Raw genomic sequence first — 24,785 nt, forward strand, 5'->3', positions numbered from 1 at the left:
GCCGAGACTCGGCCCCGCTGGCGCCGACTAGTCGGCGCGGCTCATGTAGCGGCGTTCGGCGATATGAATGCGAATCTTGTCGCCGGCGCTGAGGTATTCCGGCACGTGGATCACCAGGCCGGTCGCCATGGTGGCCGGTTTGTTGCGGGCGCTGGCGGAAGCGCCTTTGATGCCCGGCGCGGTCTCGACGATTTCCATATCCACGGTCTGCGGCAGCTCCAGCGCCAGCACCTGGCCGTCCAGCGTCAGCACCTGCATGCCCGGCAAACCGCCTTCCGGAATGAACAGCAGCTCGTCTTCGATCTGGTCTTTCTTGAAGATGTACGGCGTGTAGTCTTCGTCATCCATGAACACGTATTCTTCGCCGTCGATATAGGAGAAGTTCACCTTGCGGCGCGACAGGGAAATGGTGTCCAGGATATCGTCGCCCTTGAAGCGTTCTTCCACTTTCAGGCCGGTGCGCACGTCGGAGAAGCGCATTTTGTACAGGGTGCTGGCGCCGCGGGCGCTCGGGCTCTGCACGTCGATATCTTTTACCAGCAGCAATTTGCCGTTGTAGCTGATCGCCATGCCGCGCTTAATTTCGTTAGCTCTTGCCATTTCAATTCATCCGCAATGAAGAGTATTAGAGAAGTTGCGACAAGGTACTCGTGCCGCTGATTTCAGGCAATAGCCCGGCGTAAAAACAGTGCGGGAAAGGGAGAGCAGATGCTCTCCCTTCGGGGATTAGTAGAAGACCGGCAGCAGACCGAACAGCGACAGAATATGCGCGGCGGCGTTGATTAGCCCGAACAGGATGACGAACAGGATCACGCCGTTGCCGCCCGGTGCGCGGTATCCCGCCTGTGGATAGCGGCGGCGGCTGGCGCGCGCCATCAGCGCCGGCACGATCACTGCCCAAATGGTGGCCGCCAGCCCGGCGAAGCCGATGGCGTACAGGAAACCGTTCGGGAACAGCAGCGCGGCCAGGGTCGGCGGCACAAAGGTCACCAGCGCGGTCTTGCTGCGTCCGACGGCGTCGTCCTTGAACTTGCAGAAGTCCGCCAGGTAATCGAACAGGCCCAGCGACACGCCGAGGAACGAGCTGGCCAGCGCCATATAGGAGAAGGCGTTCAGCAGTTGGCTGACGGTCTGGCTGCTGGAGACGTTGCCCATTTGCTTGAGCAGGCTGCCGATATTGCCGCCCTCGGCGATCACCTGCTTGAAGGCGTCGCGCGCGATATTGCCCTGAATCACATACTGCCACAGGATGTAGATCGCCAGCGCCAGCAGGGTGCCGTACACCAGGCTGCGCACCACGGAGCCGCTGTCCTTGTGGTAGTACTTCACCAGCCCGGGAATGTTGCCGTGGTAACCGAACGAGGTCAGCAGGTAAGGCAGCGCCGCCAGGGCGTAAGGCAGATAGCTGGCCTGATCATCGCCGGTGTTGAACAGCACCGCAGGCTGCACGTGGGTGAACATGTCGCCCACCGACATCACGAAGGTGATCACCATACCGCCGATCAGAATGGTGCTCAGGCGATCGACCGCGCGGGTGGAGAGCCAGACGATAAACGCCACGACCAGCGCGAACACCAGGCCGGCGGTGGTCTGGCCGACGCCGACGATGCCCTCCAGCGTATGCGCGATAATCGAGCCGCCGGCGGAGATATAGGCGTAGGTCAGGATGTACAGCACGAACGCTACCGACAGGCCGTTCACGGCGTTCCAGCCTTTACCCAGCAGATCCTTGACCATGGTGTTGAAGCTGGCGCCGCTCGGATAGTGCAGCGTGGCTTCGAGGATCATCAGGCCGGAAAGCAACATGCAGGCCCAGGTATACACCAGCAGCGCGACGGAGCCGCTGAACCAGACACCGGAAGTGACGATCGGAATGGAAAACATGCCGGCGCCAACGGCGGTTCCGGCAATGATCATCGCGCCGCCGAGGACGGAAGGGCGGGCCAGCTTCTGGATGGTGTCCGTAGACATGCGTGCTCCTGATGGAAGAGGTTCTTTTGTACTAGCTCAATGGTACATGGGTGTATGGCGCATGTAAAGCGGGGGAATTGCACGTTTCACGCGTTTTTATCTGTAAATCAAGGTGTGTTGGGCGTTTATTCGCCATACGATGACGCCGGCGCAGGGTGATGAGTGTAAAGATCGCCGGGGCGCAGGGATTCTGCTGGCGGCCGCCGCGCGCGGCTGCTATTGTCGCGCTTCTTTTCCCCAGCCCACCAGGAGTAGCGCTGATGGACTGTCGCAGCGACTGCGGCGCCTGCTGTATCGCGCCGTCAATATCCAGCCCGATCCCCGGCATGCCGAACGGCAAGCCCGCCAATACCCGCTGCATTCACCTGGATGAGCAGCTGCGCTGCGGTCTGTTTCATTCGCCGCTGCGGCCGAAAGTGTGCGGCAGCCTGCAGCCGAGCCGCGACATGTGCCACGATCACCGCGATCAGGCGCTGATTTATCTCGCCAGGCTGGAAGCGGACACCGCGCCCTAAGCGTCTTTCAACCGCCACAGGAACAGCGTGGCCCCCACCGTCATCGCCAGCGCGGCGTAAAACACCGCATGGTAGTTCCAGATTTCCGCCACCGCGCCGGCGATCGAGCCGGCGATGATCCAGCCCACCCGGGTGGTGTTGGTGAACAGCGTGGTGGCCGCGCCGGCCTGGCCGGGCATCAAATCCTGAAAATAGAGCATGCCGATCCCCGCCAGCACGCCGATAAACGCCGCATTCAGCAGCTGCAGGGCGATGAGCTGCCAGCTGCCGGTGATAAACAGCAGGCCGCAGTAGAACAGCACGCCGGCGACCACCGCCCCGCGCATCAGGCGGCGTTTGCCGCAGCGCTTCGCCGCCAGTCCGGCGAGCAGCATGACCGGGATCTCCAGCCCGGCGGCGGCGCCCATCAATATCCCGGCCAGCCGCTCCGGTAGCCGCAGCTCGTGCACCACGTACAGCGGCATGTTGATCAGGTACATGCTGTTGGCGGTCCACATCAGGGTGCAGGCGACGAACAGCAGCAGCGAATCGCGGCGGTGCTGCCGCGGTGCGGCCAGGGGCGCGTTCGTCGCCGCGGTTTTCGGCATCGAGGGCAGCCGTTTCCACACCAGCAGGCCGCACAGCACAAAGGCCGCCGCGCCCGCCAGATACATGGCCTTAAAGCCGAAGCCCAGCGCCAGCGCGAAGGCGATCGGCGGGCCAATGACCCAGGCCAGGGAGACCTGGGCGCGCATGATGGAGGTGAACATCACCGCCTCGCGGCCGGTACGGTCGGCATGCTCACGTGCCAGCGCAAACATCTGCGGGTTGGCGGTGGAGCCGAAGCTGGTGAGCACCACGCCGACGATCAGCAGCAGGTAATAGTCGCGGTTCCAGGCGAACAGCGTGAACCCCAGCGCACCCAGCATGCAGCAGAGGAAGATCAGCGATTTGCGGTCGCCTTGTTTATCCGAACGGCCGGCGAGAAACTGGCTGACCAGAATGCCGATCACCGCGCTGCCGGTAAAGAACAGCCCGACCAGCGCCGGCCGTACCTTGACCTCGGTTTCCAGAAACAGGCTCAGCGTCGGGGTTTGCAACGCACCGGCGATACCGGTCAGGAACGCCACCGCCAAAAAGGCCAGCGAAGTGAGATCGGGCGCGCGTCGCGTTATTGCGGATGAAGTCGGCATGGTGGTTGATAATTCGTCGAAAAAGGAAGGTCGCGCGCATCATACGCCCGTTGAAATGAAACGCAAACCGCTCCCTTGCGGCGAAGGGTAAACGGATATGTCGTGCGGCGACGAGAAAAAAGGGGCGCGTCGCGCCCCCCAGACCGTTGACAAAGGAGGAAAAAACGTGGTTTTTCCTCCTTTGTGGTCATCAGCCGAAAATCAATTCATTGATTTTCCCTGTTTGTTATCCGCTGCTTTCTGCAAACCGGGCAATGACATGAGGTTTGTCATCAACCTCAGGGGCGCGTCGCGCCCCTTTGCTTGCCGGTAAATCAGGCGCCTTGTGGCACCGCGTGCGCGGTATTTTTCAATACCGGCCCCCGATACTTCTCGATCTGCAGCTGCGCCATCTGCCCGCAGTTGCCCTGCGCCAGGCTGGAAGAGCCGATGTCGAAGGTCAGGCAGTTGACGTTGCCGTTCTTGCACAGCGAGCCGGGTTGCGCCGGATCGGCCGGATCGAACCAGGCACCTTCGCTGATGCGCACCACGCCCGGTCGCACGTCTTCGCTGACCACCGCGCCCACCAGGATCTGGCCACGATCGTTGAACGCCCGCACCAGATCGCCGCCGCTGATGCCGCGCGGCTGCGCGTCCTGCGGATGGATCAGGATAGCTTCACGATCCGCTACCGCGTATTTCTCGCGCAGCGGCGTGTTGTCGAGCTGAGAGTGCAGCCGGTTGGTCGGGTGCGCGGTATTGAGCGACAGCGGATATTTGGCCGCTTCCGGCCCGCGATACCACTCGTGCGGCGGCATCCAGGTCGGGATGCCGGGGCAATCCTCGTAATGCATTTTGGCGATGGCGTCGGAGTAGATCTCGATCTTGCCCGACGGCGTGCCCAGCGGGTTCAACAGCGGGTTGTCGCGATAGTCGGCGAAGCGCACCCACTGCGTGTTGGCCTCCGGCACCGGGAAGCGCACGTAGTTGTTGGATTGCCAGAACATGTCGAACGGCGGCAGCGCCACCCGGGCCGCGCGCGCCTGGTTCTTCATGTCGTCGTACATGCCTTTCAGCCACTGGGTTTCGTCTTTGCCCTCGGTAAAGGCCTCCTGCACGCCCAGCCTGGCCGCCATCGCCGAGAAGATGTCGAAGTCGCTGCGCGACTCGTGCTGCGGCGGCACGCATTGATGCATCGGGAACACATAGAGCTGCGAATAGTCGCCGCCCATTTCCAGATCGTTGCGCTCGTAGCTGGTGGTGGCCGGTAGCACGATGTCGGCATGCTTGGCGGTAGCGGTCCAGTAAGGCTCGTTGACCACGATGGTGTCCGGCCGCTGCCAGGCTTTGACCAGGTTATTGGTGTCCTGATGCTGGTGGAAGGTGTTGCCGCCCGCCACATACACCATTTTCACCTCAGGGTAAGTGACCTTGGCACCGTTGAAGTCGATGGTTTTGCCCGGATTGCTCAGGCATTCGGCGATGCGCGCCACCGGGATCGGCGCCGGGGAGTTCTTCGGCGCGTTGCCGGCGGAGATGCCGGCGATGATGCCGCCCTTGGCGGTCGGGCTGCCGCCGGAGGAATAGTGGTAGCTGAAGCCGAAGCCGCCGCCCGGCAGGCCGATCTGGCCGAGCATCGCCGCCACCGTCACCAGCAGCCAGTGCTGTTGTTCGCCGTGGTGCTGGCGCTGAATGCCCCAGCCGCCCATGATCATGGTGCGATGCTTCGCCATCTCGCGCGCCAGACCGCGCAGCGTGTCGGCATCGACGCCGCTGATGTCGGCCGCCCATTCGGCGGTTTTCGCCACGCCGTCGCTCTCGCCCAGCAGGTAGGCCTGGAACTTGTCGAAGCCGACGGTGTAGGTTTTCAGGAAGTCCGGGTTATGCAGCTTCTCGGTCAGCAGCGTGTGGGCGATGCCGATCAGCATGGCGCCGTCGGTATAAGGACGCGGGGCGATCCACTGCGCATTGACGAACTTGGCGCTGTCGCTGTGCACCGGATCGATGCTGATCACCCGGGTGCCTTTCTTCTTCAGCGCCTCGAAGCCGGTCTGGCCGACGTGATCCGGCACGTTCCAGCTGTTTTTCAGCGTGACCATCGGGTTGCAGCCCCACAGGATCACCAGCTCGCTGTTCTCGATCACGTTCGGCCAGGCGGTCTGCTGTTCGTAGACCTCCATCGAACCGACCACGTGCGACATGATCACCTGCGCCGCGCCGGTGGAGTAGTCGCCGGCGTAGCCGAGGAAACCGCCGGTCAGGTTCATCAGGCGCTGCAGCAGCGTGCGGCTGTTGTGCAGCATGCCGACGCTTTTCCAGCCGTAGGAACCGGCGTAGATCGACTGCGGCCCGTGATCTTTTTGCAGGCGAACGATCTCATTGCACACCAGCTCGGTCGCTTTGTCCCAGCTGACGCGCACCCACTCGTCGCGGCCGCGCAGCTCGGTATGGCTGCCGGGGCCGCCCTCCAGCCAGCTTTTACGCACCATCGGGTATTTGATGCGGTTCTCGGCGTGCACCTGATAAGGCGCCATGGTGATCAGCTCATTCGGATACGGATCGTCCTGCACCGGCTGCACGCCGACCATCTTGCCGTCCTGCACGATGGCCTCGAACGCACCCCAGTGGGCGCCGGTCAGAATGCCTTTTTGCGCCTGACGCAAGACGATGAACTGCGGCAGCGCTTCGCTGATGGCCTGCGCCAGCGCCGCTTTGGGCCATAAGCCAGCCAGCAGCGGGGCGGCGGCCAGCGCGGCGGCCCCGGTCAGGAAGCGGCGGCGGCTCATTGTTAACGGTTGTTGGTTGCTCATTGCGCTTCTCCCTTAAAGCTTGGCCGGTGCGGCAGGTGGCATGTCGCTGGCGTGTTTTTGTACGTATTGCGTCAGCACGCGCAGCTGTTCCTGCGTCAGCGAGGTGCGCGGCGCCATGCCTTTGATGACGCCGATCCATTGGTTGGCGTTGAAGCGATCGAGCGCGGTCAGCCCGTGGCAACCGGTGCAGTTGGCTGACATCATGTCCGCGGCGTAGCGCCAGATTTTTTGCTGATCGTCGATCAACTGTTTACGCGGCAGCCACACCTGCAGAGAAACCTGATGCCAGACCAGGCCGGTTTCCGCATCGGTCTGGGTGGAGGCGGTCTTCAGCTGTTGGCGCGCGTCTTCACCCAGCAGCACGCTGAGGATGCGTTTGCCCTGCGCGGCGTAGAACACTTCGCTGACGCCGTCCTGCTGCCAGCCGCTGACGGTGGCCAGCACCTTGTCGCCCTGCTGCTTAACCACCTGCACTTCGGTGGACGGCATCAGGTTGCCGGCGTTATGGCTGTCGTTGGCGCCGAGGAAGAACGGCTCGGTGGCGATGGTGTAGAGGGTGGTGGCGGCGTCCGGTGCGGTCAGCGCCGCGGCCTTAGCCAGCTCGGCGGCGCCGGCCTGGGTTTCGCCGCTCATGTCCGGCAGGATGTGGGCCACGCCCTTATGGCAGTCGATGCAGGTCTCGCCCTGTTTGATCGCCACCGGGTGCTGCAGGCGCGCCTCAGGGCGCTGGGCGGTGATGTCCATGGCGTCGTAGCTGTGGCAGGAGCGGCAGGTGGCCGAGTCGTTCTCTTTCAGCGTTTTCCAGACCGACTGCGCCATCGCCAGCTTGTGCGCTTCGTATTTTTCCGGCGTATCGATGGTGCCGACCATCTCGCCATAAATGTCTTTCACCGCGCGGATTTTGGTCCACAGGTAATCGATCGGCTGGTGCGGCACGTGGCAGTCGGCGCACTCGGCGCGGATGCCCTTGGTGTTTTGGAAGTGGACGCTGCCCTGATATTCGGCCAGCGGTTGTTGCATGGTGTGGCAGGAAACGCAGAAGGCGGTATCGCTGGTTTTATGGAAGACGGTGGCGGTCCCGGCCAACAGCGCCGCGCCGAGGATAATCCCCAGCAGCAAAAGCCATAGCCACCCCCACCGGCGCTTTTTTTCAAAGCCAGTCAGTTTTTTGCTCATGGTAAACCCGCTTATAATTATGAATTTAAAATAAAATCTTGCCAAAAGGCCGCCGACCGGAGGTCAGAATGCCACGTCGATTGCAGGGGTAATAATAGAAGAGGGCTAACCCCATAGGGTTATCCGTAGTCAAAAAAAGGGCATATATCGCAAAAAATAGCGTTATATTCTAATTTATATAGCGGTGGGCAGTGCGGCAGGGGAGGCGAGCGCAACACGCGCTCGCGATGGGTCAGGCCGTGGGCACATAGGCCTGGCCGCTCAGCCACAGGCGGATGGCGGTGCGGCTGGCTTCGAAATGCGGTTCCGGCAGGGCGTCCGGCGCGCACCAGCGCCACTCGGCGCACTTTTCGGGTTCTTTCAACTCGGCGCTGCCGCCGGGATGTTCCACTTGCAGGCAGATGGACACCGTGTGTTTGCCTTCGGCGCGCCAGGTTTGCAGATTGTTGCTGACGCCAACGAAGCGCGGCGGAGCGATGAGCAACCCGGTCTCTTCGGCGATTTCGCGCTGGGCGCACTGCTCGAAGGTTTCGCCGGTATCCAGATGCCCGCCGGGGATCGACCAAAAGGGCGCGTGCGGGCCGCAGCGTTTGCCCAACAAAATCTCGCCCTGCGGGTTGACGATGATCACCCCGACGCCCGTCACTACGTTCATGCTTTTCTCCGTCAGCAAAGTTTCAGCACAGTATGTCATTTTGCCCCGGCGCTGACCAATGCGCCGGCGAAAGTGTGCGTAAGCTCAAAAATCTGCAATGGCAAAAGGGAGAAAGCTTGCTTTCACCTTGCGCTGCTTACACACTCCTTGAAACGTTTCAGCGTTATCCGGCCGCTTGTGGCGAGCGGGTAACGCTCCTTTTTCTCAATGAAGCTGAAACGATTCAATTCAGCAGGAGAGGAGAATCATGTTCCAGTTGTCACCGCAAGACATTCATCTGGGCGCCGCTGCCGACGGTAAGCAGGAGGCCATCCGCCAGGTGGCCGCCGCCCTGACCGAAGCGGGCTGCGTCAGCGCCGGTTACGTGGACGGCATGCTGCAGCGCGAACTGCAGACGTCCACCTATCTGGGCAACGGCATCGCCATTCCGCACGGCACCACCGATACCCGCGATCTGGTGCTGAAAACCGGTGTGCAGGTATTCCAGTTCCCGCAGGGCATCGCCTGGGGCGAAGGCCAGACCGCCTATGTGGCGATCGGCATCGCCGCCCGCTCCGACGAGCATTTGGCGCTGCTGCGCCAGCTCACGCACGTGCTGAGCGATGACAGCGTGGCGGAGCGGCTGGCGAAAACCACCTCCGCGGAAGAGCTGCGCAGCCTGCTGATGGGCGAACAGCAGAGCGCCGAATTCCAGTTTGACGTTTCGCTGATTGCGCTCGACGTCGCGGCCGACAGCCTGATGACGCTGCAGGCGCTGAACGCCGGCCGGCTGCAAAAGGCCGGCGCGGTCAACGCGCAGTTCGTCAGCGATGCTATCACCCGCAAGCCGCTGAACCTGGGGCAGGGCATCTGGCTGAGCGACAGCGTCGAAGGCAACCTGGCCAGCGCGGCCACCGTCAGCCGTCCGGCGCACGCTTTCGTGGAAGACGGCGAGCCGGTGGCGCTGCTGCTGACGGTGTCGGTCGCCGATGCGCAGCCGCTGGCGGTGCTCAACTACCTCAGCGACCTGCTGCTGGCCAACAAAGCTGAACGCCTGCTGAAGGCGGATGCCGCCGGGGTGCTGGCGCTGCTGACCAGCGAAGTGGCCGAGGAGAGCAGCGTGCTGAGCGCCGAGTTTGTGATCCGCAACGAGCACGGCCTGCACGCACGGCCGGGCACGGCGCTGGTCAACGTGATCAAAAGTTTCAACAGTGACATCACCGTCACCAACCTGGACGGCAGCGGTAAGCCGGCCAACGGGCGCAGCCTGATGAAGGTGGTGGCGCTGGGCGTGAAGAAAGGGCATCACCTGCGCTTTACCGCCAATGGAGAAGATGCTGAAGCCGCGCTGAAGGCGATCGGCGAAGCGATTAATGAAGGACTGGGCGAGGGCGCAGCATGAGCAGAAGAGTAGCAACGATCACCTTGAACCCGGCGTACGATCTGGTGGGTTTCTGCCCGCAGATCGAGCGCGGGGAAGTCAACCGGGTAAAAACCGCCGGCCTGCACGCCGCCGGTAAGGGTATCAACGTCGCCAAAGTGTTGAAGGATTTGGGCATCGACGTCACCGTCGGCGGTTTCCTGGGCAAAGACAATCAGGACGGTTTCCAGCTGCTGTTCAGCGATCTGGGGATCGCCAACCGCTTCCAGGTGGTGCCGGGCCGCACCCGCATCAACGTCAAGCTGACGGAAAAAGACGGTGAAGTGACCGACTTCAACTTCTCCGGTTTTGAAGTGACGCCGCAGGATTGGGATCGCTTCGTCAGCGACTCGCTGAGCTGGCTGGGCCAGTTCGACATGGTGGCGGTGAGCGGCAGCCTGCCGGCCGGCGTCGATCCCGATGCCTTTACCGACTGGATGACCCAGCTGCGCGCCAAGTGCCCGTGCATCATTTTCGACAGCAGCCGCGAAGCGCTGGTCGCCGGGCTGAAGGCCTCGCCGTGGCTGGTGAAGCCGAACCGCCGCGAGCTGGAAATCTGGGCCGGCCGCCCGCTGCCGACGCTGGCGGACGTGGTCGAGGCCGCGCATGCGCTGCGCGAACAGGGCATCGCCCACGTGGTGATCTCCCTCGGCGCGGAAGGCGCGCTGTGGGTTAACGCGTCCGGCGCCTGGATCGCCAAACCGCCGTCCTGTGAGGTGGTCAGCACCGTGGGCGCCGGCGATTCGATGGTAGGGGGCCTGATTTACGGCCTGCTGATGCGCGAATCCAGTGAACATACCCTGCGTCTGGCCACGGCGGTAGCGGCGCTGGCGGTCAGCCAGAGCAACGTCGGCGTGACCGATCGTCCCCAGTTGGCCGCGATGATGGCGCGCGTCGATCTGAAACCTTTCAATCAATAGCAGGAGGCAGAATGAAAACGCTGCTGATGGTAGACAGTTCGCTGGGGCAGGCCCGAGGCCACCTGGCGAAACGCATGCTGGAGGCTGCCGCGGCCAAAACCGGCCTGACGCTGGTCGAGTCGCTGCAGGACGCCGAACTGGTGGCGGTGGCGGGGCAGTCTGCCCCTGCTGACGCCGGGCTGAACGGCAAATTGGTGTATGTGGGCGACGTAGAGCAGGCGGTGCGTGAGCCGGAGGCTTTTCTGGCGCGCGCCAAGGCCGAAGCTGAAACCTATCAGGCACCGCAGGCGGCGCCGGTGAAAGCCGATGGGCAAAAACGCATCGTGGCGATCACCGCTTGCCCAACCGGCGTGGCGCACACCTTTATGGCGGCCGAAGCCATTGAAAGCGAAGCGAAGAAACGCGGCTGGTGGGTGAAGGTGGAAACGCGCGGCTCCGTCGGCGCAGGCAACGCCATCACCCCGGAAGAAGTGGCGGCGGCGGATCTGGTGATCGTCGCGGCGGATATCGAGGTGGATCTGGATAAGTTTGCCGGTAAGCCGATGTACCGCACTTCCACCGGCCTGGCGCTGAAGAAAACCGCCCAGGAACTGGACAAGGCGCTGGCCGAGGCCGAGGTGTTCCAGCCGCAGCAGCGCGGCAGTGCGGCGCCGGCGGGTAAAAAGAAAGAGGGCAACGGCCCGTATCGCCACCTGCTGACCGGCGTGTCCTACATGCTGCCGATGGTGGTGGCCGGCGGTCTGTGTATCGCGCTGTCGTTCGTGTTCGGCATCAAGGCGTTTGAAGTCAAAGGCACATTGGCGGCGGCGCTGATGCAGATCGGCGGCGGCTCCGCCTTTGCGCTGATGGTGCCGGTATTGGCCGGTTTCATCGCCTTCTCCATCGCGGATCGCCCGGGCCTGACGCCGGGCCTGATCGGCGGCATGCTGGCCGTGAGCACCGGCGCCGGGTTCCTCGGCGGCATCATCGCCGGTTTCCTGGCGGGTTACGTCGCCAAGGCGATCAGCAGCAAGCTGCGCCTGCCGCAAAGTATGGAAGCGCTGAAGCCAATCCTGATCATTCCGCTGGTCGCCAGCCTGATCACCGGCCTCATCATGATTTACGTAGTCGGCACGCCGGTGGCGAAAATCATGGAAGGCCTGACCCATTGGCTGCAGTCGCTGGGCACCGCCAACGCGGTGCTGCTGGGGGCGATTCTCGGCGCGATGATGTGTACCGACATGGGCGGCCCGGTGAACAAAGCGGCCTACGCCTTTGGCGTGGCGCTGCTCAGCTCCTCGGTGTATGCGCCAATGGCGGCGATCATGGCCGCCGGCATGGTGCCTCCGCTGGCGATGGGGCTGGCGACGCTGCTGGCGCGCCACAAGTTCGAGAAATCCGAACGGGAAGGCGGCAAAGCGGCGCTGGTGCTGGGCCTGTGCTTTATCTCTGAAGGGGCGATCCCGTTCGCCGCCCGCGATCCGATGCGCGTGCTGCCTTGCTGCATCGCCGGCGGTGCGCTGACCGGTGCGCTGTCGATGGCGTTCGGTGCCAAACTGATGGCGCCGCACGGCGGGCTGTTCGTGCTGCTGATCCCGGGTGCAATCACGCCGGTGCTGCTGTATCTGGTGGCGATCGCCGCCGGTACCCTGCTGGCGGGCGTGGCTTATGCCCTGCTGAAGCGTGCTGAAACGTCGGTCGCCGCCGCGGCGTAACTGACGTCGGTATCGCCAAAACGCGCAGCCCTGGGTTGCGCGTTTTTGTTTGTGGTTGAGGCAGTTAGCACGATTTATCCCTGGCCAAAAGCCACAACGCTTTCTAAGCTGACAGCGCGACTTTGTTCATGCGAACAAGGAATGACTCAAGGAGATTCATTCGTGGCTAAAAAAGTGGCGATCGTACTGGCATCCGGTTTCGCCGATTGGGAATACGCGCTGATTGCCGGCGTTGGCGGCCCGTTTTATGGGCTGGAGGTAGCGTTTTTTGCGCCGCAGGTCGGAAAGTTTCGCTCACAGGGCGGGCTGACGGTAGAGGTTGAAAAAGGCGTGGCCGAATTGGCGGATTGGCGCCCCGAGGTGCTGGTGGTGGTCGGTGGCACTCTATGGGAAACCGAACGGGCACCGGATATCAGCGCGTTGCTCAACGAGCAGTTTCAACGCGGCGCAACCCTGGCGGGCATTTGCGGTGGAACGTTGGCGTTGGCGCGGGCCGGCCTGTTGAACGGCAGGGCGCATACTTCCAACGATGCCGGGTTTTTGACGCGCCATGCTGAGGGCTACACCGGGCAGAGCCATTTCGTTGCGAGCGCCGCCGCCGTCGTGGATGACCGTGTCATTACGGCACCGGGATCGGCACCGGTCAGCTTTACCGCCGCCGTGTTCAGGGCTGCGGGCCTGGATGAAGAGACGCTGCGCCAGTTCAGCGCCATGTTGGCGGCGGAGCACGCGGTGGGGGAAACCGCTCGCGCCTAGGCGAGCGGCCAGAGGTGGGTTACTGCTGCGCCTTCAGCCAGGCGATCTCTTCCGCCCAGATATCCGGATTTACCGTTTCCAGAATCAGCGGGATATTGTCGAAACGCGGATCGCGCATGATGTAGCTGAACACCGTTTTGCCGATGTTGCCCTCTCCCAGGCTGTGGTGGCGGTCGACGCGGCTGTTGAACTCGCTCTTGGCATCGTTCAGGTGCATGCCGCGCAGGTAGTTGAAACCGACGATGTCGCCAAGCTGCTTAAAAGTGCGCTCGCACTCTTCTTCGGTACGCAGATCGTATCCGGCGGCGAAGGCGTGGCAGGTGTCGATGCAAACGCCGACGCGGCTCTTGTCTTCCACGCCGTCGATGATCGCCGCCAGATGTTCGAATTTGAAGCCCAGGTTGCTGCCCTGGCCGGCGGTGTTTTCGATCACCGCCGTCACGCCGGCGGTTTTGTCCAGCGCGATGTTGATCGATTCGGCGATGCGCGCCAGGCACTTGTCTTCATCGATTTGCAGCAGGTGGCTGCCCGGGTGGAAGTTCAGCAGCGTCAGCCCCAGCTGTTCGCAGCGCTGCAACTCGTCGATAAACGCCTCGCGCGATTTTTCCAACGCCTCGGCCACCGGGTGGCCCAGGTTGATCAGGTAGCTGTCGTGCGGCAGGATTTGCCCCGGCCCGAAGCCGTACTGCGCGCAGGCGCTCTTGAACTTATCGATCACGTCGGCGGCCAGCGGCGCGGCCTTCCATTGACGCTGATTTTTGGTGAACAGGGCGAACGCGGTCGCCTCCAATTCGTGCGCGCGGATAACCGCCTGATCCACGCCGCCTGACGCGCTGACATGTGCACCGACAAACTTCATCTTCATTCTCCTGTGTTATCGGTGACATTATGGCATTGATGGCGGGCGGATTGAATGATGAAAAGCGGCGGCCCGCCGAAGCGGGCCGCTGAAGGGGATGATTAGAGCCAGTGTTGCACCAGCTGGTTTATCGCGCCGCCGCCGACCAGCAGCCAGACGAACAGCAGCGTGGCCAACAGAATCGGTTTCATCCCGGCCTGGCGCACGGCGCTGATGTGGGTGGTCAGCCCCAACGCCGCCATCGCCATCGCCAGCATCCAAGTGTCGGCGGTGATCAGATGGTGCACCAGCGTGGCCGGCAGCAGGTTGAAGGAGTTCAGCCCGGCGACGGCGATAAACAGCACGGCAAACCACGGAATGGTGATGGCGGATTTTTCCGCCTTGCCTGCGCTGCCGCGGCTGATGTAGCCCGACAGCAGCAGCAGGAACGGCGCCAGCATCATCACGCGGATCATCTTGGCGATCACCGCCGCATTTTCGGCGTCCGGCCCAATGGCGTGCCCGGCCGCAACCACCTGAGCCACTTCGTGGATGGTGGAGCCGGCGTAGATGCCGAAGGTTTCCTGGCTGAACGGCAGCCACTGGAAGTGTTCATTCAGCTGATACAGCCATGGGTAGGCGAAGATCGCCAGGGTGCCGAACACCACCACGGTCGAGACCGCCACCGCCACTTTGCTGGAGTCGGCCTTCAGCACCGGCTCGGTGGCCATCACCGCCGCCGCGCCGCAAATGCTGCTGCCGGCGCCGATCAGCATCGCGGTCTGGCTGTCGATGCCAAACACTTTCTTGCCGAGCCAGCAGGCCAGCAGGAAGGTGGTGGTCAGGGTCAGCGCATCGATGATGATGCCGCTGGCGCCCACGTCGGCGATTTGCTGAAAGGTCAGGCGGAAGCCGTAAAGGATAATGCCCAGACGCAGCAGGCGTTGTTTGGCCAGCTGTACGCCGCCGTGACAAACGGTTTGCCAGCGGGGATACAGCGTGTTGCCCACCAGAATGCCGAACAGGATCGCCAGCGTCAGCGCCCCCAGGCCCAGCTCCGCCACCCAGGGAATGTCGCCGGCCCAGACGGCCAGCGCGGTGAGCGCGCCGGTGAGCGCCAGCCCCGGCACCAGGCGCGGCAGGCCGAACAGCGGAAAGCGTCGCTCGGGATAAGTGTGAGTGGTATCAGTCGCCATAAAAGTCAGTCCTTCAGTCTGTTTCTTGCTGCTAAGAGTACGTTTGGGCTGAATAAAAGAGAAATTGATTATATATTTATAACCTATCTGAATAAGTGGTATGGCGTCAGGCATTGGCATAAAGCCGCATTGCGGCTAGGGTGAGGAGGAGCGGCGAGCCGCCGTCAACTTTCCAACTGAACAGGAGCAGGCGATGGATACCGACGATCAACGCAGAGAGCAGATAGACCAGGAAGTGGGGCGCGCGGTGCGGCGGTTGATTGAAGAAAACAAGGTGGTCGATCGCGATCGCCTGGTGGCGATGCTGCAATTAATACAGCGGGACGAAGCCGGCACGCCGCGCGAGGCGGTGCTGGCCGCGGCGGTGCAGCTGGTCGCCTTGGGCAAGTAACGCGCCGAATTGGCCGTAAACCGGGTAGCCTCGCCGGGCTACCCACATCATGTTGACATCATTTTGTGGTTCTCTGGCAGAACCCTTTTTCACTACCGGGACGGCTATGCATATCACGTTGCGTCAACTGGAAGTCTTCACCGAAGTGCTGAAAAGCGGTTCGACCACTCAGGCCTCGGTGGTGCTGGCGCTGTCGCAGTCGGCGGTCAGCGCGGCGCTGGCGGATCTGGAGGGGCAACTGGGCGTGCAGCTGTTCGATCGCGTCGGCAAACGGCTGGTGATCAACGAGCACGGCCGGTTGCTGTATCCCAAGGCGCTGGCGCTGCTGGAGCAGGCGGGGGAAATCGAGCAGCTGTTTCGCCATGACGGCGGGGCGCTGCGCATCGCCGCCAGCAGCACCATCGGCAACTACATGCTGCCGGAGATGATCGCCCGTTACCGCCGGGACTTTCCGGCCACGCCGCTGGAGCTGAACGTCGGCAACAGCCAGGACGTGATCGTGGCGGTGGCAGATTTCCGCGTCGATCTGGGGCTGATCGAAGGGCCTTGCCATATGCCGGAGCTGGTGACGCAGCCGTGGCTGGAGGACGAGCTGGTGGTGTTCGCTGCGCCGGACAACCCGCTGACCCGTCAACCGCCGACGCTCGAGGCGTTGGCCAATGCGCCGTGGATCTTGCGCGAGCGCGGTTCGGGCACCCGCGAGGTGCTGGATCATCTGCTGTTGGCGCACCTGCCGCACTTCCAGCTGGTGATGGAGCTCGGCAACTCGGAGGCTATCAAGCACGCGGTGCGGCACGGCATCGGCATCAGCTGCCTGTCGCGGCGGGTGGTGGCGGAACAGCTGGCCAGCGGCGCGCTGGTAGAACTGCCGGTACCGCTGCCGCCGCTGCGGCGCACCCTGTACCTGATCCGCCATCGGCAAAAGCACATTTCCAACGCATTACAGCGTTTTCTCAGCTATTGCGCGCTGTAATCGGCAGCGCGTCACGCCCTCTGCTGCCGCGCAGGCCGGAAAAAGCATAAAAACCTGCGCGCGCTCACATTAATGAGAGTAAGTAAGGCCATAAGGGCCGCGGCTAATAATTGCCTCTGAATTATGAAGCTATCTTATATCAGTGCAATGTTGCTAGTTCACCGGCGGGTATTTGTTACAATCCGCCCTCATTTTTCAAAGAGCAGATAGGGTACGAATGGCTCAGCAGGATATAAAAACATCGGGGCAGCAAGCACCCGGATTGCGCCGCGAGCTGAAAGCCCGGCATTTGACCATGATCGCCATCGGCGGCTCCATCGGCACCGGCCTGTTCGTCGCCTCGGGGGCCACGGTTTCTCAGGCAGGCCCCGGCGGGGCGCTGTTGTCTTACGCGCTGATCGGTTTGATGGTGTACTTCCTGATGACCAGCCTGGGCGAGCTGGCGGCCTTTATGCCGGTCTCCGGTTCATTCTCCACTTACGGCGCCAAATACGTGGAAGAAGGCTTCGGCTTCGCGCTGGGCTGGAACTACTGGTACAACTGGGCGGTGACCATCGCCGTTGACCTGGTGGCCTCGCAGTTGGTGATGAGCTACTGGTTCCCGGACACCCCCGGCTGGATCTGGAGCGCGCTGTTCCTCGGCCTGATGTTCCTGCTGAACTACATTTCGGTGAAAGGGTTCGGCGAGGCGGAATACTGGTTCGCGCTGATCAAGGTCAGCACCGTGATTATCTTCATCGCCGTCGGCGTGCTGATGATCGTCGGCATTCTGAAGGGCGGCGAGCACGCCGGCTGGCAGAACTGGACGATAGGGGACGCGCCGTTCGCCGGTGGCTTCTCGGCGATGATCGGCGTGGCCATGATCGTCGGCTTCTCGTTCCAGGGCACCGAGCTCATCGGTATCGCGGCCGGTGAATCGGAAAACCCGGGTAAAAACATCCCGCGCGCGGTGCGTCAGGTGTTCTGGCGTATCCTGCTGTTCTATATCTTCGCCATTCTGATCATCAGCCTGATTATTCCGTATACCGATCCGAGCCTGCTGCGCAACGACGTGAAGGACATCAGCGTCAGCCCGTTCACCCTGGTGTTCCAGCATGCCGGCCTGCTGTCGGCGGCGGCGGTGATGAACGCGGTGATCCTGACGGCGGTGCTGTCGGCCGGTAACTCGGGCATGTACGCCTCTACCCGCATGCTGTTCACCCTGGCGTCGGAAGGCAAGGCGCCGCGCATCTTCGCCAAGCTGTCGAAAGGCGGCGTGCCGCGCAACGCGCTGTACGCGACCTGCGTGGTGGCCGGGCTGTGCTTCCTGACGTCGATGTTCGGCAACCAGTCGGTTTACCTGTGGCTGCTGAATACCTCGGGTATGACCGGTTTCATCGCCTGGTTGGGCATCGCTATCAGCCACTATCGCTTCCGTCGCGGTTACATGCTGCAGGGGCGCGATCTGAACGACTTGCCGTACCGTTCCGGGTTCTTCCCGCTGGGGCCGATCTTCGCCTTCGTGCTGTGCCTGATCATTACCCTGGGCCAGAACTACCAGGCCTTCCTGCAAGACAAGATCGACTGGTACGGCGTGACCGCGACCTACATCGGCATTCCGCTGTTCCTGCTGATCTGGTTTGGTTACAAGCTGTCGCGCGGCACCCGCGTCGTGAAGTACAGCGAAATGGAATTCCCGAAGATGGACGTGAAGTAATTTTCGGAGAGTGAGACGCGGCGGGGGTTCCCGCCGCGTGTGGTTTTACTTTTTCCCGCCTTTGGCTTCCGCCAGCGCCTGCTGCGCCGAGCTCATCAAATCTTCCACCGTCGCATAATCCTGCGTCAGCGCCAAAATGCCGGCGTTGAGCTGCATGTTCACCTCGCCGAACGCGCCAAAATCGTAGGGCGCCTCCAGCGGCGGCACGATACGCGCGAGGAACTCGCTTTCCGCGCCGTAGGGCAGATCATGCACCAGTATCAAAAACAGGCCGCCGGTATAGCGGCAGACGTAGTCGCTGGGGCGGATCAGCGTCTTGAGGCGCTCGCCGACGGTGCGCAGCACGTCATCGCCAATCTGGACGCCGTGGCTTTGGTAGAGCGCAGCCAGCGGACCGAACTCAAGAATGAACAGGTGGGAGATCGTCTGCGCCGCTGCGGGGCGGCAGATGCTGCGCATCACCACCTCGCCGCCCGCTCGGTTGAGGAAGCCGGTCAGGCGATCGCGGTGCGACGCCTGCTGCTTCTCCCAAGCCAGCGTGACGTGCTGTACCCGTTGGCGGTGGTAGCGAGCGATCATGCCATGGGCCAGCACCAGCCACAGCGGCGCGAGGTCCGCCAGGACAAACAGGTTTTGCACGCGCGACAACGGCGCCGCCAGCAGGTAGGGCAGCGTCAGCGCGATCACCTCAAGCAGTGCGAAGCGCGGCGCGGCGGCGTGGCGCTGCATCAGCCAGCAGGCCAGGGCGGTGATCGTCAGCCCGGCGAACAGGATTAAAACGAAGCGGCCTGACAGCATCGCCAGCGCGGCGCTGGCGCCGACCAGCAGCATCCACAGCAACACCGTCACCAGCATGGCGTCCGGCCAGGCGGGTTGGCGCCGCCGCGCCAACCCGGCGCGTCCGGCGGTTAACAGCAACAGCAGCAGCAGCAAGCCGATGCCGACCAGCCGCTGGTTCAGCCAGGCGTACCCCACCAACAGCGCCGCCGGCCCCACGGCATTCAGCCAGGGGGTGAGGGGAGAGGGCGTCAGCGTGAGCCGCAGCTGGCGTTGAAACGGCTCGTCGTCGGCGTGCAGCGGGCTGTACAACAGCCAGTTCAGCAGCGCCGGGCGTTTGGGCGTTACCGCCGGAGATGGACTTCTCATTACAGCCTCGTTAATAAAGGCCGCTCTTGCGGCGGCCTGAAGGTTTTTTGCACGCGCGGTGCTGTGCTTTTGGATTCTAAGTGGTTTTTTCGTTATTTGTCAGAGTCTGGTCGGATCAGGAATAACTTTCAGAATAATGAACCTAATGGCCGTTGGCGGGGTAAAGGCGAGGGGATGAAAAATGGCGATAGAAAACAATTTATTACATTTTCATAACGCCGTTTTCACCTATTGATATGATTGATAAGTATTATCGTTTGCTTTATTGTTAACGGCTGCGCGCAGGCTGTCGCCGCGCGCTTTCCGGTTTACGGCGGACGCTTTCGCGCCGCTGTCATGATGGTTGTAACAGGTATCCTAACTAATGAGCGTATCCACCGATCCCATGACTGAAGCCAAGGGGCAACCCGACGCCGGCGTGATGGGGCGTTATCAGCATATTCTTCGCCATCGCCTGTTGATGATGGGCGCGTTGGCACTGGCAATCCTGGGCTCGCTGCTGCTGGATTTCACCATGGGGCCGTCCGGGCTGTCGCTGTCGTCCTTATGGCAAACGTTGCTCGATCCCGCCGCGGCCGATGCCGGCACGCGGGTCATCGTCTGGGACATCCGCTTGCCTTACGCGCTGATGGCGGTGGTGGTGGGCTTTGCGCTCGGCCTGGCCGGGGCGGAAATGCAGACCATCCTGAATAACCCGCTGGCCAGCCCCTTTACCCTCGGCGTGTCTTCCGCCGCGGCCTTTGGCGCCGCGCTGGCGATCGTGCTCGGCATCGGCATTCCGGGTATTCCCGATCAGTGGTTCATCTCCGCCAACGCCTTTATCTTTGCGCTGTTCGCCGCGCTGATGCTCGACGGCATCACGCGCTGGACGCGGGTCGCCACCTCCGGCGTGGTGCTGTTCGGCATCGCGCTGGTGTTTACCTTCAACGCGCTGGTATCGATGATGCAGTTCATCGCCAGCGAGGACACGCTGCAGGGGCTGGTATTCTGGACCATGGGCAGCCTGGCGCGCGCCTCGTGGGACAAGCTGGGCATCCTGTTCGGCGTATTCGCCGTGCTGCTGCCGCTGTCGATGATGAGCTCGTGGAAACTGACCGCGCTGCGTCTGGGTGAAGATCGGGCGGTGAGCTTCGGTATCGATGTGCGCCGTCTGCGGCTGGCCACGCTGCTGCGCATCAGCATTCTCTCGGCGCTGGCGGTGGCCTTCGTCGGGCCGATCGGCTTTATCGGCCTGGTGGCGCCGCACATCGCCCGCATGATCTTCGGCGAAGATCACCGCTTCTATCTGCCGGCCAGCGCGCTGATTGGCGCGCTGGTGCTGTCGATGGCCTCGGTGGCGTCGAAAAATCTGGTGCCCGGGGTGATCATTCCGGTGGGCATCGTCACGTCGCTGGTCGGGGTGCCGTTCTTCCTGAGCATTATTCTGCGCCACCGGGGGAACGTATGATCCAGGGCTTACGAATAGAAAACTTCTCGGCGGGCTACCCGAAGCGCCCGGTGATCGACGATCTCTCGGTGCCGATGCTGCCACGGGGGCAAATCACCGTGCTGCTGGGGCCGAACGGCAGCGGCAAATCGACGCTGCTGCGCTCGCTGGCCGGGCTGAACCCGGCGCAGGGCAAGCTGTGGCTGGACGACGGCGATCTGATGCAGATGCCGTTCGCCCGTCGGGCGGAGAAAGTGGTCTATCTGCCGCAGTCGCTGCCCGCCGGGGTGCATCTGCACGTGCTGGAGTCGATCATCGTGGCGCAGCGCGCCTCGGGCGGCCGCAGCAACGCCGGCAGCGAAGCGGAAGTGATGGCCCTGCTGGAGCAGTTGGGCATCGCGCACCTGGCGCTGAGCTACCTCGATCAACTGTCCGGCGGCCAGAAACAGCTGGTGGGATTGGCGCAGTCGCTGATCCGTCAGCCCTCGCTGCTGCTGCTGGATGAGCCGCTGAGCGCGCTCGATCTCAACTATCAGTTCCACGTGATGGATTTGGTGCGCCGCGAAACCCGCAAGCGCAATATCGTGACGGTGGTGGTAGTGCATGACATCAACATCGCGCTGCGCCACGGCGACCACGTGCTGATGCTGCAGGATGGCGATCTGATCGCCGACGGTGCGCCGGAGCAGGTGATTACGCCGCAGAGCCTGGCACGGGTCTACGGCGTGCGCGGGCGCATCGAACGCTGCTCGCAGGGCACGCCGCAGGTGCTGATAGACGGCCTGGTAAACCAGCCGACGATTTAACCCAAGAAAAAGCCCGGCATCGCCGGGCTTTCTTTATCGCGCAGTGTGGTTCAGCGCCTCGCTCACGCGTTCGACGACGTGCTGGGCGGTGACGATGCCGCCGGACAGATACACCTCGGCCGCCGGCAGGTAAACCACCTGGCCTTTTTTCACCGCCGTGGTTTTCTTCAGCGCGGTACCGGTAAGGATTTTCTGCGGTGCCACCGCGTTCGGCCGTCCGGTCGCGGCGTCTCTGTCGATAACGAACAGCCAGTCCGGATTCAGTTTGGCCACCTGCTCAGGCGTCAGCTTGTTGCCGCGCACGTCTTTTTCGTCGGACTGCAGCGCAGACGAGAAGCCGAGGGCGTCATAGACGAAGCTGAAACGGCTCTTGGGGGCGTAGGCGCTGATCTTGCCGCCGGAGAACAGCACCACCAGCCCGCGCCCGGCCTGAGCGGCCTGTGGTTTGACCGCCGCGATCTGCGCATCCAGCTTATCGACCGCCGCCTGCGCCTGCTGCCGCTTATCGAACAGCTCGCCCAGCTGCAGCGTGCGCTGTTTCAGGCTGCCCAGCTGATCCTGCGGATCGACGGACATGTTCAGCGTCGGCGCCAGCGCGTTCAGCTCGTCATAGGCTTTGGACGCCCGGCCGGCGATCAGGATCAGATCCGGCTTGGCGGCGCGCAGCACGGCCATATCCGGCTCGAACAGGGTGCCGGCATTGAGGTATTTGTCATCCTGATAACGCTTCAGATTATCCGGCAAGTTCTTGCGGTTGCCGGGCAGCGCCAGCGGCTCGACGCCCAACAGCTGCAGCGCTTCAAGCGAGGCGTAATCCAGCACCACGATGCGCTGCGGGTGCTTTTTCACCTCGGTGCTGCCGTTCAGGTGCTGGACGTTGACGGTGGCCGGCGCCACCGGCGCGTCGGTTTTGCTGTGGCAACCCGCCAGCGCCATCGCGGCCAGCAGGGCGATCATCAGGGGGGAGCGGCGTAATCTCATGGGGCTTCCTCACGGTGATGGAATGAAAAGGGCGCGCAGCGCGCGCCCAGGGGCATCAGAAGTTGTAGGTCATGCCGACGGTGTAACGGCGGCCGTCCAGCGTGGTGCGGTAGTGGTCGTAATCCACGGTTTTGTCGAGGATGTTGTAAACCCCGCCGGTCAGCTGCAGGTTCTTCGCCGCCTGATAACTCAGGCCCGCATCGACAAAGGTGTAGGATGGGGTGCTGGTCTCCATCGACGTGCGGCTCAGGTAGTCAGAGGTGCGGCTGCGGAAGTTGACGCGCGACCACAGGCTGAGGTCCTGCGTGGCCTGCCAGTCCAGCACGGTGTTGAGCATGTGCTTCGGCATCTGGTTGAGCGCCTTACCCTGGAAGTCGCCGCTCTTCTGTTCGGAAGCGGTGTAGGTGTAGTTGGTGTTCCACTTCCAGTCTTTGTTGATCTGCCAGCCGAAGGTGGCCTCTACGCCGCGCATATTGGCTTTGTCGACGTTGACGCGATCGCTGATAAAGTCATAGACATCGTTGCCGATCTTGCAGTCCGGCGTGTCTTCGCAGCGGCGTACTTCGGTGATCTTGTTCTTGAAGTCGGTGTTGAAGACCGTCACGCCGGCGTTGACGCCTTTCAGGCTATCCCACATCAGGCCGATCTCTTCGCTCAGGCTCTTCTCCGGCTGCAGATCCGGGTTGCCGACGATGATGCCGTTACGCACGCCGCCGCCGGTGACCTGGCCCCAGCTGGCGGAGGATTGGCGCAGATCCGGCGAACGGTAGCCGGCGGAGACGCCGCCTTTCATCGTCCACTGCTCGGTCAGGTGCCAGACGCCGTACATGCGCGGCGACCAGTGGCTGCCGAAGTTCTGATCGCGGTCCATACGGATGCCGCTGGTCAGGCTGAAGTCGTTGGTCAGCGCCCATTCGTCTTCGGCGAACAGCGCCCAGCTCCAGCGCGTCAGCTGGTTGACGTCTTTCGCCGAGCTCAGCTGGTTGCCGCTGTCGCCCAATTTCTCATAGCGGTATTGGCCGCCGAGGTTCAGCATATGGGAACCCAGCTCGAACTGGTTCTGGGTGTTGAAGATGGTGTTATACATCTTCATCTTGCGACCCGGGTTATTGGTCTCTTCCCGCTGAACGTAGCTGGTGGAGTTGCCGAAGTCGTAATAACCGTTGTGGGTCAGCGAGTAGTTGGTGCGCGTGTAGAGATCTTCGCTGCGAGAGGTAGGTTTGCACTTGCCTTTGCTGCAACGCTCTGCCACCACCGATTTGCCCGGTGTGCTGTTGCGATCCTGCAGCGAGCGGCCGATTTCGAAGTCGAATTCGTTTTTCTCGTCCGGCGTCAGGGTGAACACCGCGGTGCCGCTGCGCATGCGCTGTTCGTTGTAACCGTTGGCGATTTTATCTTCGGCGCGGCGCGACAGCAAGCCGTTGACCCGCACGCCGAGCAGGCCTTCAATCAGCGGGCCGGAGGCGTAGGCGTTGGTCTGGAACAGATCGCCGGAATCGCGGTTTTCCTGAAGGGTGGCGTCGCCGTGCAGCGAGCCTTTCCACTCGGTGCGGGAGGTCTTGCGGGTGATGACGTTGATCACGCCGCCCATGGCGTCGGAACCGTACAGCGAAGACATCGGCCCGCGCACCACTTCGATACGCTCGATGGCTTCCATCGGCGGCAGCCAGCCCTGTTCGATGCCGGCGTTGTCGCTGTTCGGACGGGTACCGCGGGTGTCAACGCGCTTGCCGTCCACCAGGATCAGCGTGTACTTGGAGGACATGCCGCGGATGCTGATGTCACTGCTGCTGGCGCCGCCGGTGACCACCACGCCCGGCACGTCTTTCAGCGCGTCGGTCACGTCGCGATAGGCCTTGTCTTCAATTTGCTGGCGTGGGATCACCGAGATGGAAGCGGCGGAGTCCTGAATTTTTTGCTGGAAGCCGGAGGCGGTGACGACCATGGTGTCCTGGGTGTCATCCTGCGGCGCGGCCAGCGCGGCGGTGGCGCTGAGTGAGGCGACGACCAGAGCGGCGAGCTTGCTGTAACGTGGCGTTTCCATGAGGTAAACCTTTCCTGGATTGAAGTGAAAGTAATTAACCAATTGAATTTCTAATGAAATTATTCATCGTTCGCTGAGAAATACTTCGCTTCGTCAGCGTTGCGTGAGGGTATTGTAAGGATTTTTTACTGAATGTAAACGCTAATGATAATTCATATCATTTGTATGCTTGTTCTGCTGACGGGAAAGGGTAACCGGATGAATTAAAGGGAAAAGCGGCGCAGCGGGCGTGCGCCGGGGA

General features: G+C 62.5%; 21 protein-coding genes. 10 read left to right on the top strand and 11 right to left on the bottom strand.

What is annotated here, in order from left to right:
- Positions 1-27: 27 nt before the first annotated feature.
- Positions 28-600 carry an elongation factor P-like protein YeiP gene (gene yeiP, locus EKL15_RS18495; RefSeq protein WP_004935725.1) on the bottom strand — a complete coding sequence of 191 codons (573 nt, stop codon included), beginning with the start codon at positions 598-600 and terminating at the stop codon, positions 28-30.
- Positions 601-726: 126 nt separating this feature from the next.
- Positions 727-1,971, bottom strand: coding sequence for a tryptophan permease (gene mtr, locus EKL15_RS18500; RefSeq protein ID WP_203090172.1), 1,245 nt, complete (start codon positions 1,969-1,971; stop codon positions 727-729).
- 260 nt (positions 1,972-2,231) lie between these two features.
- On the opposite strand from mtr, the gene EKL15_RS18505 reads away from it, so the two are divergent.
- Positions 2,232-2,486 carry a YkgJ family cysteine cluster protein gene (locus tag EKL15_RS18505; RefSeq protein ID WP_019453627.1) on the top strand — a complete coding sequence of 85 codons (255 nt, stop codon included), beginning with the start codon at positions 2,232-2,234 and terminating at the stop codon, positions 2,484-2,486.
- Here the strand turns inward: EKL15_RS18505 and EKL15_RS18510 are convergent.
- The 4 genes from EKL15_RS18510 to EKL15_RS18525 all read right to left on the bottom strand — a co-directional run bounded on the left by EKL15_RS18510 (position 2,483) and on the right by EKL15_RS18525 (position 8,278).
- Complete coding sequence (locus EKL15_RS18510) at positions 2,483-3,658, bottom strand: sugar efflux transporter (RefSeq protein WP_203090175.1); 1,176 nt, start codon at positions 3,656-3,658, stop codon at positions 2,483-2,485. The genes EKL15_RS18505 and EKL15_RS18510 overlap by 4 nt on opposite strands.
- Positions 3,659-3,972: 314 nt before the next feature.
- Positions 3,973-6,447 carry a trimethylamine-N-oxide reductase TorA gene (gene torA / locus EKL15_RS18515; RefSeq protein WP_070914531.1) on the bottom strand — a complete coding sequence of 825 codons (2,475 nt, stop codon included), beginning with the start codon at positions 6,445-6,447 and terminating at the stop codon, positions 3,973-3,975.
- Positions 6,448-6,459: 12 nt separating this feature from the next.
- Positions 6,460-7,623, bottom strand: a complete 1,164-nt coding sequence (locus EKL15_RS18520) for a NapC/NirT family cytochrome c (RefSeq protein WP_203090190.1) — start codon at positions 7,621-7,623, stop codon at positions 6,460-6,462.
- A gap of 232 nt (positions 7,624-7,855) precedes the next feature.
- Positions 7,856-8,278, bottom strand: a complete 423-nt coding sequence (locus EKL15_RS18525) for an NUDIX hydrolase (RefSeq protein WP_060439421.1) — start codon at positions 8,276-8,278, stop codon at positions 7,856-7,858.
- Between the two features lie 247 nt (positions 8,279-8,525).
- Here EKL15_RS18525 and fruB point away from each other — a divergent pair, with 247 nt between their 5' ends.
- The 4 genes from fruB to EKL15_RS18545 all read left to right on the top strand — a co-directional run bounded on the left by fruB (position 8,526) and on the right by EKL15_RS18545 (position 13,047).
- Entirely contained in the window at positions 8,526-9,659 is a 1,134-nt protein-coding gene (fruB, locus tag EKL15_RS18530) for a fused PTS fructose transporter subunit IIA/HPr protein (protein ID WP_203090193.1), read from the top strand.
- Entirely contained in the window at positions 9,656-10,597 is a 942-nt protein-coding gene (fruK, locus tag EKL15_RS18535; RefSeq protein WP_015378523.1) for a 1-phosphofructokinase, read from the top strand. Before fruB ends, fruK begins: the two co-directional genes overlap by 4 nt.
- Positions 10,598-10,608: 11 nt before the next feature.
- The gene (gene fruA / locus EKL15_RS18540) at positions 10,609-12,291 is read left to right on the top strand and encodes a PTS fructose transporter subunit IIBC (RefSeq protein WP_060420216.1); all 1,683 of its coding nucleotides are present in this window, start codon (positions 10,609-10,611) and stop codon (positions 12,289-12,291) included.
- A 162-nt stretch (positions 12,292-12,453) separates the two neighbouring features.
- A complete protein-coding gene (locus tag EKL15_RS18545) occupies positions 12,454-13,047 on the top strand; it encodes a DJ-1/PfpI family protein (RefSeq protein WP_102984363.1) in 594 nt (197 codons plus the stop codon).
- A 19-nt stretch (positions 13,048-13,066) separates the two neighbouring features.
- On the opposite strand, the gene nfo is transcribed toward EKL15_RS18545, so the two are convergent.
- Both nfo and EKL15_RS18555 read right to left on the bottom strand, forming a co-directional pair.
- On the bottom strand, positions 13,067-13,906 hold the full coding sequence (gene nfo / locus EKL15_RS18550) for a deoxyribonuclease IV (RefSeq protein WP_016926988.1): 840 nt from the start codon (positions 13,904-13,906) through the stop codon (positions 13,067-13,069).
- 101 nt (positions 13,907-14,007) lie between these two features.
- Positions 14,008-15,081: a YeiH family protein gene (locus EKL15_RS18555; protein WP_060420222.1), complete on the bottom strand. Its 1,074-nt coding sequence runs from the start codon at positions 15,079-15,081 to the stop codon at positions 14,008-14,010.
- 193 nt (positions 15,082-15,274) lie between these two features.
- Between EKL15_RS18555 and EKL15_RS18560 the strand changes: the two genes are divergently transcribed.
- From EKL15_RS18560 to EKL15_RS18570, 3 genes are all read left to right on the top strand, one after another.
- Entirely contained in the window at positions 15,275-15,472 is a 198-nt protein-coding gene (locus EKL15_RS18560) for a hypothetical protein (RefSeq protein WP_102984365.1), read from the top strand.
- Between the two features lie 106 nt (positions 15,473-15,578).
- On the top strand, positions 15,579-16,445 hold the full coding sequence (gene yieE / locus EKL15_RS18565) for a DNA-binding transcriptional regulator YeiE (protein ID WP_016926991.1): 867 nt from the start codon (positions 15,579-15,581) through the stop codon (positions 16,443-16,445).
- Between the two features lie 217 nt (positions 16,446-16,662).
- The gene (locus EKL15_RS18570) at positions 16,663-18,141 is read left to right on the top strand and encodes an amino acid permease (protein ID WP_025160186.1); all 1,479 of its coding nucleotides are present in this window, start codon (positions 16,663-16,665) and stop codon (positions 18,139-18,141) included.
- A gap of 45 nt (positions 18,142-18,186) precedes the next feature.
- On the opposite strand, the gene EKL15_RS18575 is transcribed toward EKL15_RS18570, so the two are convergent.
- Complete coding sequence (locus EKL15_RS18575) at positions 18,187-19,287, bottom strand: diguanylate cyclase domain-containing protein (protein ID WP_060420225.1); 1,101 nt, start codon at positions 19,285-19,287, stop codon at positions 18,187-18,189.
- A gap of 364 nt (positions 19,288-19,651) precedes the next feature.
- Between EKL15_RS18575 and EKL15_RS18580 the strand changes: the two genes are divergently transcribed.
- Both EKL15_RS18580 and EKL15_RS18585 read left to right on the top strand, forming a co-directional pair.
- Positions 19,652-20,734, top strand: coding sequence for an iron ABC transporter permease (locus EKL15_RS18580; protein ID WP_060420227.1), 1,083 nt, complete (start codon positions 19,652-19,654; stop codon positions 20,732-20,734).
- Positions 20,731-21,519, top strand: a complete 789-nt coding sequence (locus EKL15_RS18585) for an ABC transporter ATP-binding protein (RefSeq protein ID WP_038877856.1) — start codon at positions 20,731-20,733, stop codon at positions 21,517-21,519. The genes EKL15_RS18580 and EKL15_RS18585 overlap by 4 nt, the downstream gene beginning before the upstream one ends.
- A gap of 33 nt (positions 21,520-21,552) precedes the next feature.
- Here the strand turns inward: EKL15_RS18585 and EKL15_RS18590 are convergent, their stop codons facing one another.
- Both EKL15_RS18590 and EKL15_RS18595 read right to left on the bottom strand, forming a co-directional pair.
- The gene (locus EKL15_RS18590) at positions 21,553-22,500 is read right to left on the bottom strand and encodes a siderophore ABC transporter substrate-binding protein (protein WP_187322608.1); all 948 of its coding nucleotides are present in this window, start codon (positions 22,498-22,500) and stop codon (positions 21,553-21,555) included.
- A gap of 55 nt (positions 22,501-22,555) precedes the next feature.
- Complete coding sequence (locus tag EKL15_RS18595; RefSeq protein WP_060420232.1) at positions 22,556-24,544, bottom strand: ligand-gated channel protein; 1,989 nt, start codon at positions 24,542-24,544, stop codon at positions 22,556-22,558.
- Positions 24,545-24,785 lie beyond the last annotated feature (241 nt).

Origin of the sequence: Serratia sp. 4542 (genome assembly GCF_016805595.1) — a bacterium.
Classification (GTDB): Bacteria; Pseudomonadota; Gammaproteobacteria; order Enterobacterales; family Enterobacteriaceae; genus Serratia; species Serratia nevei.

Bases quoted from the DNA above. Each gene is read 5' to 3' on its own strand.
- yeiP (WP_004935725.1), bottom strand. From the start codon at position 600: ATGGCAAGAGCTAACGAAATTAAGCGCGGCATGGCGATCAGCTACAAC.
- mtr (WP_203090172.1), bottom strand. From the start codon at position 1,971: ATGTCTACGGACACCATCCAGAAGCTGGCCCGCCCTTCCGTCCTCGGC.
- EKL15_RS18505 (WP_019453627.1), top strand. From the start codon at position 2,232: ATGGACTGTCGCAGCGACTGCGGCGCCTGCTGTATCGCGCCGTCAATA.
- EKL15_RS18510 (WP_203090175.1), bottom strand. From the start codon at position 3,658: ATGCCGACTTCATCCGCAATAACGCGACGCGCGCCCGATCTCACTTCG.
- torA (WP_070914531.1), bottom strand. From the start codon at position 6,447: ATGAGCAACCAACAACCGTTAACAATGAGCCGCCGCCGCTTCCTGACC.
- EKL15_RS18520 (WP_203090190.1), bottom strand. From the start codon at position 7,623: ATGAGCAAAAAACTGACTGGCTTTGAAAAAAAGCGCCGGTGGGGGTGG.
- EKL15_RS18525 (WP_060439421.1), bottom strand. From the start codon at position 8,278: ATGAACGTAGTGACGGGCGTCGGGGTGATCATCGTCAACCCGCAGGGC.
- fruB (WP_203090193.1), top strand. From the start codon at position 8,526: ATGTTCCAGTTGTCACCGCAAGACATTCATCTGGGCGCCGCTGCCGAC.
- fruK (WP_015378523.1), top strand. From the start codon at position 9,656: ATGAGCAGAAGAGTAGCAACGATCACCTTGAACCCGGCGTACGATCTG.
- fruA (WP_060420216.1), top strand. From the start codon at position 10,609: ATGAAAACGCTGCTGATGGTAGACAGTTCGCTGGGGCAGGCCCGAGGC.
- nfo (WP_016926988.1), bottom strand. From the start codon at position 13,906: ATGAAGTTTGTCGGTGCACATGTCAGCGCGTCAGGCGGCGTGGATCAG.
- EKL15_RS18555 (WP_060420222.1), bottom strand. From the start codon at position 15,081: ATGGCGACTGATACCACTCACACTTATCCCGAGCGACGCTTTCCGCTG.
- EKL15_RS18560 (WP_102984365.1), top strand. From the start codon at position 15,275: ATGGATACCGACGATCAACGCAGAGAGCAGATAGACCAGGAAGTGGGG.
- yieE (WP_016926991.1), top strand. From the start codon at position 15,579: ATGCATATCACGTTGCGTCAACTGGAAGTCTTCACCGAAGTGCTGAAA.
- EKL15_RS18570 (WP_025160186.1), top strand. From the start codon at position 16,663: ATGGCTCAGCAGGATATAAAAACATCGGGGCAGCAAGCACCCGGATTG.
- EKL15_RS18575 (WP_060420225.1), bottom strand. From the start codon at position 19,287: ATGAGAAGTCCATCTCCGGCGGTAACGCCCAAACGCCCGGCGCTGCTG.
- EKL15_RS18580 (WP_060420227.1), top strand. From the start codon at position 19,652: ATGAGCGTATCCACCGATCCCATGACTGAAGCCAAGGGGCAACCCGAC.
- EKL15_RS18585 (WP_038877856.1), top strand. From the start codon at position 20,731: ATGATCCAGGGCTTACGAATAGAAAACTTCTCGGCGGGCTACCCGAAG.
- EKL15_RS18590 (WP_187322608.1), bottom strand. From the start codon at position 22,500: ATGAGATTACGCCGCTCCCCCCTGATGATCGCCCTGCTGGCCGCGATG.
- EKL15_RS18595 (WP_060420232.1), bottom strand. From the start codon at position 24,544: ATGGAAACGCCACGTTACAGCAAGCTCGCCGCTCTGGTCGTCGCCTCA.